This window comes from Hoskinsella mucinilytica (assembly GCF_045223415.1).
Taxonomy (GTDB): domain Bacteria; phylum Bacillota_I; class Bacilli_A; order Erysipelotrichales; family Erysipelotrichaceae; genus Hoskinsella; species Hoskinsella mucinilytica.
Map to the genome: position 1 here is coordinate 63,476 of NZ_JBEQZJ010000018.1, position 10,856 is coordinate 74,331.

15 protein-coding genes are annotated in these 10,856 nt (G+C 33.8%); 13 read left to right on the plus strand and 2 right to left on the minus strand.

Annotation, left to right across the window (positions count from 1 at the left end; all coding sequences use genetic code 11):
• The 10 genes from dapF to UGRO018_RS08245 all read left to right on the plus strand — a co-directional run bounded on the left by dapF (position 1) and on the right by UGRO018_RS08245 (position 7,177).
• The gene (dapF, locus tag UGRO018_RS08200) at positions 1–807 is read left to right on the plus strand and encodes a diaminopimelate epimerase (protein WP_416325993.1); all 807 of its coding nucleotides are present in this window, start codon (positions 1–3) and stop codon (positions 805–807) included.
• Complete coding sequence (locus UGRO018_RS08205; protein WP_416325994.1) at positions 797–1,981, plus strand: LL-diaminopimelate aminotransferase; 1,185 nt, start codon at positions 797–799, stop codon at positions 1,979–1,981. The genes dapF and UGRO018_RS08205 overlap by 11 nt, the downstream gene beginning before the upstream one ends.
• 16 nt (positions 1,982–1,997) lie before the next feature.
• The gene (gene nadE / locus UGRO018_RS08210) at positions 1,998–2,732 is read left to right on the plus strand and encodes an NAD(+) synthase (RefSeq protein WP_416325995.1); all 735 of its coding nucleotides are present in this window, start codon (positions 1,998–2,000) and stop codon (positions 2,730–2,732) included.
• Between the two features lie 135 nt (positions 2,733–2,867).
• Positions 2,868–3,560 carry a LytR/AlgR family response regulator transcription factor gene (locus UGRO018_RS08215; protein WP_416325996.1) on the plus strand — a complete coding sequence of 231 codons (693 nt, stop codon included), beginning with the start codon at positions 2,868–2,870 and terminating at the stop codon, positions 3,558–3,560.
• Positions 3,557–4,816, plus strand: coding sequence for a sensor histidine kinase (locus UGRO018_RS08220; protein ID WP_416325997.1), 1,260 nt, complete (start codon positions 3,557–3,559; stop codon positions 4,814–4,816). The genes UGRO018_RS08215 and UGRO018_RS08220 overlap by 4 nt, the downstream gene beginning before the upstream one ends.
• A complete protein-coding gene (locus UGRO018_RS08225; RefSeq protein ID WP_416325998.1) occupies positions 4,813–5,493 on the plus strand; it encodes a YhfC family glutamic-type intramembrane protease in 681 nt (226 codons plus the stop codon). The genes UGRO018_RS08220 and UGRO018_RS08225 overlap by 4 nt, the downstream gene beginning before the upstream one ends.
• Positions 5,459–5,938, plus strand: coding sequence for a DUF1648 domain-containing protein (locus tag UGRO018_RS08230; protein WP_416325999.1), 480 nt, complete (start codon positions 5,459–5,461; stop codon positions 5,936–5,938). The genes UGRO018_RS08225 and UGRO018_RS08230 overlap by 35 nt, the downstream gene beginning before the upstream one ends.
• Positions 5,925–6,392 carry a DUF1648 domain-containing protein gene (locus UGRO018_RS08235; protein WP_416326000.1) on the plus strand — a complete coding sequence of 156 codons (468 nt, stop codon included), beginning with the start codon at positions 5,925–5,927 and terminating at the stop codon, positions 6,390–6,392. The genes UGRO018_RS08230 and UGRO018_RS08235 overlap by 14 nt, the downstream gene beginning before the upstream one ends.
• 3 nt (positions 6,393–6,395) lie before the next feature.
• Entirely contained in the window at positions 6,396–6,800 is a 405-nt protein-coding gene (locus UGRO018_RS08240) for a DUF3887 domain-containing protein (protein ID WP_416326001.1), read from the plus strand.
• A gap of 83 nt (positions 6,801–6,883) precedes the next feature.
• On the plus strand, positions 6,884–7,177 hold the full coding sequence (locus tag UGRO018_RS08245; protein WP_416326002.1) for a hypothetical protein: 294 nt from the start codon (positions 6,884–6,886) through the stop codon (positions 7,175–7,177).
• Positions 7,178–7,246: 69 nt separating this feature from the next.
• Here UGRO018_RS08245 and UGRO018_RS08250 read toward each other — a convergent pair whose 3' ends face one another.
• Entirely contained in the window at positions 7,247–7,657 is a 411-nt protein-coding gene (locus tag UGRO018_RS08250) for a DUF2871 domain-containing protein (RefSeq protein WP_416326003.1), read from the minus strand.
• A 199-nt stretch (positions 7,658–7,856) separates the two neighbouring features.
• On the opposite strand from UGRO018_RS08250, the gene UGRO018_RS08255 reads away from it, so the two are divergent.
• From UGRO018_RS08255 to UGRO018_RS08265, 3 genes are all read left to right on the plus strand, one after another.
• Positions 7,857–8,036: a hypothetical protein gene (locus UGRO018_RS08255; protein ID WP_416326004.1), complete on the plus strand. Its 180-nt coding sequence runs from the start codon at positions 7,857–7,859 to the stop codon at positions 8,034–8,036.
• A complete protein-coding gene (locus tag UGRO018_RS08260) occupies positions 8,036–9,007 on the plus strand; it encodes a hypothetical protein (protein ID WP_416326005.1) in 972 nt (323 codons plus the stop codon). The genes UGRO018_RS08255 and UGRO018_RS08260 overlap by 1 nt, the downstream gene beginning before the upstream one ends.
• A gap of 441 nt (positions 9,008–9,448) precedes the next feature.
• Entirely contained in the window at positions 9,449–9,838 is a 390-nt protein-coding gene (locus UGRO018_RS08265) for a hypothetical protein (RefSeq protein ID WP_416326006.1), read from the plus strand.
• 320 nt (positions 9,839–10,158) lie between these two features.
• Here the strand turns inward: UGRO018_RS08265 and UGRO018_RS08270 are convergent.
• A partial coding sequence (locus tag UGRO018_RS08270; RefSeq protein WP_416326007.1) for a transketolase family protein occupies positions 10,159–10,856 on the minus strand: 698 nt, incomplete at its 5' end.

The following is a 10,856-nucleotide window of genomic DNA, read 5'->3' on the forward strand; positions in this document are numbered from 1 at the left end:
GTGATACGATTGATATTTACAAAAATGCATGGTTTAGGAAATGACTACCTATACTATTATGGAGAATTAAACCATCCATCAGAGTGGTCAAGAAAATTATCTGATAGACATTTCGGAATCGGTTCTGATGGAATCATCACAATTTCAGAATCTAATATCGCAGATTTCAAGATGCGTATTTTTAATGCAGACGGCAGTGAAGCTAACATGTGTGGAAATGGGATTCGCTGTGTCGGCAAGTATGTGTATGAAAAAGGCTATACAGATAAGAAGATACTTACGATTGAAACATTATCCGGTATTCGTACTTTAAACTTAAAGGTTTTTGACCATAAAGTTGATAGTGTAAGTGTTGATATGGGAAAAGCAGTAGTAGAACCTGAAAACAGTTTACAAATTCATGGGGAACCAATCGTTTTTACACAAGTATCTATGGGAAATCCACATGCGGTCATTTTTGTAGAAGATGTGGAAAATGCACCACTTAAAACAATTGGATCTGCTATGGAAAAACATAGCTTTTTTCCTGAAGGAACCAATGTTGAATTTGTACTAAAATTAGATGAGAATCTATTGCGTATGAGAGTATGGGAAAGAGGTAGTGGAATTACGATGGCATGTGGTACGGGAGCGTGTGCGGCGGTAGCAGCTGCGATGGTATCAGGAAAATGTCCTAGTGAAAAAGAAATCACAGTACGTTTAGATGGTGGAGAACTGCAAATCATTGTGGATGATGATCGAAAGGTTACCATGACAGGAATGGCAGAAATCATATGTGAATGTGAGGTGCAAGAATATGATACCTAATACAAACTATCAAAATTTAAAAGATTCTTACTTATTTTACAACATTTCTCAAAAGGTGAAACAATACACAGAAAAACACCCGGATAAACACCTTTATCGCATGGGAATCGGAGATGTATCTTTACCATTGTGTGATGCAGTCATTACAGCTTTACATCGTGCTGTGGATAATCAAGCAAATAAAAACACATTTCATGGATATATGCCGGAATGCGGTGATGAAGTACTGCGAAAAGCGATAGCTGACCATTATCAAAGAAGAGGAGTAAGTCTAACGTCTGAGGAAGTATTTATATCAAGTGGTGCCAGTGATGAACTAGGTGATATTTTGGATTTATTTGGTAGAGATAAAACTGTTATGATCATGGAACCTGCTTACCCGGCCTATGTGGATGCCAATGTTATCGCAGGCAATCGTATCATTCATATACCGGCAGGTAAGGATAACAACTTTTTACCAATGCCGGATGATCGCCAAGTTGCGGATATTATTTATCTATGTTCTCCAAACAATCCAACAGGTGCTGTCTTTGATAGAGAACAATTAAAAAAATGGGTAGATTATGCGATAAGCAAAGATGCGATCATCTTATTTGATGCGGCTTATGAAGCATTTATCGAGGAACAAGATATACCACATAGTATTTATGAAGTACCGCAAGCAAAAAATTGTGCGATTGAAATTTGTTCGTTATCCAAAACAGCCGGATTTACTGGTACACGTTGTGGTTATACTGTTATCCCAAAAGCTTTATGTAAACATGGTATGAACTTAAATAACATGTGGGTAAGAAATCGTACAACAAAAACAAATGGAGTATCCTATATCATTCAAAAAGGCGCAACAGCTATTTTTACCGAGGAAGGACAAAAACAGATTCACGAAAACATTCAAATTTATAAGCAAAATGCAGTTTGTTTCATGAACGCATTGGATCAGTTGGGATTTTGGTATTGTGGCGGTAAGAATGCACCATATATTTGGATGGAATGTCCTAATCATATGGGAAGCTGGGAATGTTTTGATTATTTATTGAATGAGATTCAGGTTGTAGGAACACCGGGAGAAGGATTTGGTTCTTGTGGTGAAGGCTATTTTAGATTTTCAATGTTTGGTTCAATAGAGGATACAGAGGAAGCCGCAAAGAGATTGGTGCAGTTATTTTCTAAGTAATGTAAAGGAGCAGATTATGTTTGATGCGGAAAAAGTAAAAAATAATTGTGTATCATGGATTCAAGAATTCTTTGAAAAGAATGGAAAAGGATGCAACGCAGTGATTGGTATATCCGGAGGAAAAGATAGCTCTGTAGTCAGTGCACTATGTGTAGAAGCACTAGGAAAAGATAGGGTCATCGGTGTTTTGATGCCATGTGGGGAACAAAGTGACATTGATATGGCATATCGCTTAGTTCAACACTTAGGTATTTCTTACTATGTCATCAATATAGAACCTGCGGTTAAGGCAATAACAAACAGTATTTCTATGTTAGCGGATATTTCTATACAAACCAAAACAAACCTACCTGCAAGGGTTCGTATGACAACCTTATATGCTGTATCACAAAGTGTGAATGGAAGAGTCGCAAACACTTGTAATTTATCCGAAGATTGGGTAGGTTATGCTACACGATATGGTGATGGTGCAGGGGATTTTAGTCCATTATGTCATTTGACAGTTACCGAAGTTAAGCAAATCGGTAAGGCATTAAATCTTCCAACAGAACTTATTGAAAAAGTACCCATTGATGGTCTTTCAGGTAAAACAGATGAAGAAAATCTAGGCTTTTCTTATAAAGAGCTAGATGAATATATAAGAAATGGCGTCATCAAGGATATGGAAAAAAAGAAGCGAATTGATCTTTTACATGAGAGAAATCAATTTAAGCTAGAAAAGATACCGGGATTTCAATGGATGAAACCCTAAAGATCAGAGCACTGATTCCAGTGCTTTTTTTTCATTTTTCTCTTGCCGTTATACCATTTTTACGATACCTTATGCATCTGATATTGTGCATATAGTTATAAAAAGATATAATGATGACGAAAGCAGGGAGATAGAATGAAAATTGCACTTTGTGATGATGAAATCGAAGTAATGAAAGAATTGGAACAGATCCTGCATGGTTTAGGTTATCCATGTGATCGTTATCAAGATCCAACGCAATTGATTCATCACTCTTATGATGTTTATTTTTTAGATATCGGAATGGACCTTATGAATGGTATCGAAACCGGAAAACAGTTGAGAAAAGCTTATCCGAAGTGTTGTATCATCTATTTAACGAATTTTGATGATTATCGCTCACAGGCCTTTGGTGTCCATGCTTTTGACTATTTGAAAAAGCCGGTAACAAAAGAAGATATCGAACGAGTGATAAAAGATGTAACAGCCTTTATAGACAAGGAAACACCAAAATGTAGCTTTCATACAAAGGATGGAGTGCTACAGCTACCTATAGATGATATTTTATATTTTGAATTTCTAGGCAGAAATGTTATTTTGCATACAAGCGATCGACAATACACGATGACACAAAGTCTGCATACCATTGCGGATATGATGAAAAGCTACCATTTCGTTATGCCACATAAAAGCTTTTGTATCAATCTAAAAAATGTCAAGCTGTTAAAAGGATATGATATCACAATGATCAATCAAGATATCATTCCTTTGTCGCAAAAAAGAAGCAGTGAATTTCGTAAAGCATTAAATGATGTTTTATATGAACAGATACGAGGTGGGATAAAATGAATGAGATATTGTTTTTCACCGTATGTGCATTTGGCGCTAGCTGTATTAGCTCTTATGTTATCCTCGGATTGATTCAATGGATAGAAAAAGGATGGAAATTCTTTACAGTGCTTGTTTTCAATGCCTGTTTGCTTGCACTTAGTTATTTCTTTTATTATCCATACAGCAAAATTATTACGGTTGTTATTGATGTATTGTTGTTAAATGCGATACTAAATCATAAGAAACCTCAATTTCCATTGATCGCAGTATCTCTTTTACTAGGTGTTTGTGAATTGATCGTTTATCCTATTCAAGTTTTTATCACTTTATACATTAATCGTGTACCTAATTTAAATGTATGGTCCTTAAGTAGCAGTTTGCTGTTTCCACAATTTCTTATTTTATATGTTCATTGGTTATATCAGAAAATAGCAACAAAATCAAAAGAGAAACACAATCTTTTTGTTTCTTTGTTACAGGTAATCATTCTTCCGATCTTTACCATCATCAACAATATCGTCATGATCATGATGTCTTCCTATTATATGGATCCTTTGATGCTTTTCTTCATTTTGATGGATATGATCTTTGTGGTATTCCTCAATGTTTATCTATGTTATCTATTTGAAAAGACAAAGGAAAATGTCAGACTGAAACAACAAGCCATCCGTCTTGAAGAAATGGGAAAGATGCAATATACCTACTATCAAAGATTAGAAGATAAATATGATCAAAGTAGAGCATTGATACATGATATGAAACGACATCTACAGGTGCTGGAAAATAAAGCGTTACCACAAGATCACTTACAAACGTATTTGGGAGATATGAAAGGACTATTACACCGTTATGCACATGAAGTATATAGTACACATCCAATCATCAATATCATTTTACATGAAAAGTTTGAAGAAGCAAAAGAAAACGGAATTCAGGTCACATGCAGTATGGCACCCATTGACTTTACTTTCATAAAAGAAATCGATCTTACCGTAATATTTGCCAATCTTCTGGATAATGCCATTGATGCTTGTGTGGAAGTTGAAGGCGAGAAAAAGCTAGTGTTAAAGGTTGATCAGGTACATGATTTTATTGTGATATTGATTCAGAACACCTCAAAGCCATATGTAGAAACGAAACATTCCAGTAAACAAGGACATAGTGGCTTAGGCTTAAAAAATGTTAGCCAGACTTTAGAAACCTATGGAGGGAATATGCAGGTGGAGCCTGGAGAACAAGACTTTACCATTCACCTGTATATACCGATCGTATGAAACATATCGTTGTGATCCTTATTTGTTTTCTTGTACCTATAGGGCTATTGACTTTGCTTATGAGGAAGAAATCCTCTGTTTGGATATCTTTTTTGATTGGTGTGCTGGCATTTGTGATATCACAAATCATATTGAGAATTCCATTACTTCAATTCCTACAAGGTAAATTATCGGTTCAATTTTTCGCCATCAGACAACCGATTTTATGGATATTGTTGCTGGCCTTAAGTGCCGGTATATTTGAAGAAATAGCGAGATATATCGGTTTTCTTTGTATCCGTAAACACCATCAAAGCCTATTCGATGCCCTTGCTTTTGGATTAGGACATGGAGGAATTGAGGCAATGCTCCTTGTTGGTATCCCTTTGTTACATGCTTCAATACCTGTACAAGAGATTGGGATTGCTATGTTGGAAAGATGCTTTGCGATGCTTGCTCATGTCATGATGTCGATCATTGTATGGTATGGGGTTAAGGAAAAGAAATTTATTTATGTGATGATTGCGATTTTCGTGCATATGGGATTGGATTGTTATCCATTGTTAGGAAACAATATATGGCTTATCGAAGGTTATGTGATGGGATATGCCATCCTATTAAGTGTGTTATGCTATCGATGTATCATAAAGAAGGTGTTGAAACATGAAATATCAGCGGATAGAACTATATGTGAGTAGATTACTATTATTAGGTTCTTTGGTTTACATTTTATTAGAATGGAACCAGATGCCCAATATCATACCCAGTCATTTTAATGGCATTGGTGAAATAGATCATTATGATGAAAAATCTTCTATTTTTATGATTTTTATTTGTATATTGGTCGTTCATATATGCTTTATCACTTTAGAAAAGAATATAGAAAATTGGAAAGTGTCTATCCTAGTAAGGGTCCAAAAGAATACACCTATATATCGCATGATTTATATGATGTTAACGATCATCCATTTGATATGCATGATTTCTATGTTGATATTAATTGTATATTCCATACGAGGATCTAATTTACCGAACTTGTTTCCTATGCTTATGATCTTAGGTATCTTATTACCGGTATGTGTGATCGTCATAAAGCTTCTCTGGGAAAGTTGGAAGGAGTATCATAAGTATGAAGACATATAGAAAAATCTTAAATATCATTGGTTGGTTATCTTTATTCGCTATGGTTGTTTATGTGATATTGATTTGGAATACATTACCTCATCAAATACCATCACATTATAATTTTCAAGGAGAAATAGACCAATATGGAGGAAAGGCAACCATATTGATCATGCCAATCACAATGACCTTGCTGTTTCTCTTATTGGTTGTCGTTGAACGATTTCCGAATAGCTGGAATATACCGGTTGAGATATGTGAAGATAACAAAGAAAGAGTTTATGAATCCATGAGGTTAATGCTAGTGGGTATGAGAGCAATGTTTATGATCAATGCTTTTCTTACCACATATGCAATGTCCCATGCCTTACAACTACCAAGTCTTTATTTACCTATATTTATAGGAATCGTATTTTTACTGTTAGTGATCGACATGATCTATATTGTGAAAATCAATAAGAAAAGGAAGGAATAACATATGAAAAAAGTAATGAGTATTTGTTTATGCATCGGTTTATTATTCACAATGAGTGGCTGTAGTAAAGAAGAAACGCCATCTGTAAGCTATGATGAGGCTAAGATTCTTGAGATGGGTGAAACAGTAATCAATAAAATGAATGAGGAAGATTATCAAGCAGTTATCGATATGGGAAATCAAAAGTTGAAAGACGTGCTTACTGCCGAACAGTTAAAATCCGGTATGGATACGTATGTGTTACCACTTGGAGCTTTCAAGGAAAATGAAACACATGAAATTGCGACACAAGATGATTATATCGTGATTGGATTTATATCTGTTTATGAAAAAGGAAAGATACAGTATACGATTTCTTTTGATCAAAATAATGCTATGGCAGGTATACGTCTTGCGCCTGCTTCATGAAAAAGATAATTATAATTGCCTGTTGTTTACTTCTAAGTGCATGTTCTACAAAGCCCTATACAGATGAAGAGAAACAACTAATCGTGAAAGTTGAACAAATGATTGAGCATTTACAACAAAAGCAATATGATGAAATCGCAAAAGAGTTTTCTATCCTAGCAAAAAACCCACAAGATGATATAGCTTCGATTATCAAAGAGGGTTGGGAATCAACATCGGCAGAGTATGGAACCTTTTTAGGCATAGATCGCTACATTTTCCTTCATTTAAAATCCGGATGTGAAGTAAAGGTCATAGTAAATTATGAATATTATAAAGCTCAATTTAGTATCAATTTTTTATCAAACGGCAAAATAGCTGGGTTTTTCTTTAAGTAGATATAAGCTGAGGTGTTTAGCATCTCGGCTTTTTCTATAAATAAAAGCTCCCTTTTAAAGGAGCAAGTATTACTTTATTTTTTCTTTTAACATCATAAAGAACATTATGATACCAACACCGGTAAGAATATGACCAATACCGGAGATTCCTGATATCATCCCATTCATAGCACTGCTTAAGACAGTCGCATTTACTTGGAAGATACCTCGGACACCTAACATGATGGAAGTAATCAAAACACCTAAATTGTAAATATACAGAAAGGGTTTGAATTTTTTTGTGTCATCAATTTGAAATAATTTGATGCAAATGCTTACCATAAGTAACATGATCATTCCTAGTAGAAATAGATGGGTATGTACAAAGGATAATGTCGTTCTACCTTCAAATCCTAAAATCTTAGTGAATTCTCTATAAAACACACCACCGATCATTGCCAGTATCGCATATATAAACGCCAAATTAACTGTTTTTTTCATAAGTAATCTCCTCCATTGATTTTTATGATTCTATTATAGAATATATATTATATGAGCTTCAATTTATATGCTTATTGAATCCATATGGATAGGTACTGTTTTTTACGATAATTTCGATTTTAAAAAAAATAATGATTTTGTTTTTTTTTTTAATAGTATAATTATATAGAGAGATCAAAAAAGAAAGCGAGGAATTATTGTGAGAAAGAAAAGCTTTATAAATACGACTGATTATGTTAGATTGCCAAAGGCAAATAGAGGTTGTTTGACTAAAGTTATGAAAAAGCGTGATACTGGAGAAAAGTGTAATGCTATCATCAGTTTTTGGAAAACAGAAGTAGGATTTTTGAATTATAATTCAAAAATGGAGTTGCAATAATGCGACGATTGGTCATAACTAAAGTAGCAATTAGTCTTGCTTGTATTTTCAGTTTAACTTCATGCTCTACTAGTAATGAATCTGGGTTTCCAGAACAGTATATTACATTTACATTTACGCATATTACGGATCAAGAAGATGAATTTGAAATGAATACTTATGATTATGATTTTCAAAAGGATGAACTCAAGCAAGTAGCTACAATTCAATATGGAAGTCAATATCCTCTGACATATTATGATAAGCAAAAAAACGTTGTTTATTATACAACAAAAACAAAAGAAAATAACGATGAAATTTTTGAATATAATTGTGAAAATAAACAAAGTAGAAAAATGACAAATAAATTATTTGCGGTCAATGCAATGGTGAAAATCAGTCCTAATAAACTTGCGTTGGTTGCAGTATCGAAGCAGTTGTTACAATTATGGATATTAGATGTTGAAACTTTAGAACTTAAAGAAATCACAATGGATGATTATATGATTTCAGCACAATCCTATCGTGAAAAAACTCATTCTATCTTATTAGCAGGATATAGCGATTCTAAGGAATGGGAATTGAGAAACGCATATAATGAGGATGAGATTGATAGTTATGTAGTAGAATATGTTGTCAGTGAGTATCATTTTGACACAGGAAAACAAGAAGAAATATTTAAAGAATCTGATGGTGAAATTATTACAATGGTAGGTAATGACCAAGTGATTTACTATAAAATAATGGATCCAATGAGCGCAAAAACCAAAATCATGTTGTATGATCGAAACACAAAAAAGACTACAGAAGTTACAAATATGGGAAATATCTACCAACTAATAGGAATTAGTGAAGATTCACAGGAAATTTTATATAATACAGGTTCCTCTATGAATATTTTTAATGTGAAGACGGGAAAAAGTACAAGCTTATTTACTGTGGATGTTGCAGGTCAGATTAACAACGGATTTTTGTGTGAAAACAATAATTAATAAAAAATATGAAATGAAAAAGAGAATTTAATTCTATTGATATTAGAATATGAATTCTTTCTAATTACGCTAGTTCAAAGTAGCTATTTTAGGTTTCAAATACTCAATGTTTCTTGGAATATATCATCTTTAAAAGCCAAGAGTTTTATAATCCAAAGGACTTTTATAATAAACATGATTACTTTATATAGGTAAAATAAATGATTGTGTAGCTTAATGTCTCATACAAACTAATTTTATTGGACATGCTATAGCTATCATAGGTTATAATGAATATGCTGAGGTTTATTATATTCATAATCCTTGGTACAATAATACAGAGCCGATACTATTGGTGGAAATCACGTAGCTGGTGGTCATAATTGGAAATGGACAGGAAGAGCTGTTTATAATGTTTTATAAAGCTTCAAAGCAGGCAATTAGATGAAATGAGGTAAGATCATGAAAGAGAACAAAATGAGGATATATCTTATTGTATTTGTAATTTTTATTGTTTTCTTATGGTTTTCTCCTAAGATATTTTTTCCCGATCCTGATCCAGCATGGATACCGCAATGTTTTGTTCAACAAGATGGCTATTTTTATAATCAATCTGAGGTTCATTATGAGAAAGAGATTGAGAAAGAATATCTAAAGTATGGAAAGATCACTAGTTTTATCGAATATAAAAAAACAGCTGATCTTAAAGATCTAAGTACGAATTACAATGAATATATGAATAAAGACGTTTATCTAAATAAGGCAGACACTACGTATATTTATTTGAAATATGACGAGCAACAATATTTAAAATTGAAGAAAATAGGTGATTCGGAGGTTCTAATAAAGTAGTAAATAGGTAGCTTATTCTTCGTTACTGACAATATAAATGGGCGTTTTATATTTGAAATATAACAAAATCGGAAGTAAAATCGTAATAATTTCGGAAGTGAAACATCGATATTTTCGGAAGTAGATGTTGTACTAAGCTTATAAAACTATCTGTTAACTACTTGATGTTCTTGCCCATAAGTGGATAAGAACCAATTCATTCATCGACGTTGTTTTCTTAGAAATTATATATATTTTTGTGGAAACCTAGCTGAAAAAGGAATAGCACTGTCGCTATTCCTTTTCGTATTCTGTAATTGTATATCATTCATAAAAAGGGTTTATAAGCTTGTTAATACATCTTTGATATGTTGGGCATCGATACCATATTTTTCAAAGAGTTGTGAAGGTTTGCCACTTTCTCCAAAGGTATCCTGTACACCAATCATCATTTGTTTACATAAGGTATAAGGTGCTAGTACTTCCGCAACCGCACTACCTAAACCACCTAGGACAGTATGTTCTTCTACTGTAACAAGGACATCATGTGTTTTTGCGGTTTCTATGATTAATTCACGATCGATTGGTTTGATACATGGCATATCAATGAGGGTAACATTCATATCCTGTGTAGCTTTTATTGCTTCTTGTACCATAGAACCACTCGCTATGACTGCGATACGACTTCCTTTTTTCAAGATGGCACCTTTTCCGATTTGGAAGTGAGCGGTATCTGTATACACATCTTCAACCGCACTTCTTCCTAGACGAATATAACAAGGACCTTGATAATCAGCTACTGCTTGAATGACTTCTCTTGTGGATATATCATCACAAGGTTGTAAAACGACCATATTAGGTATTGCTCTCATTAATGCAAGATCCTCGATTGCTTGATGACTTGCGCCATCTTCACCAACTGCCAAACCTGCGTGTGTTGCACATATTTTTACATTTAGCTTTGGGTAAGCAATGCTGTTTCTGATTTGTTCAAAAGCTCTTCCTGCCGCAAACATCGCAAAGCTGGATGCAAATACAG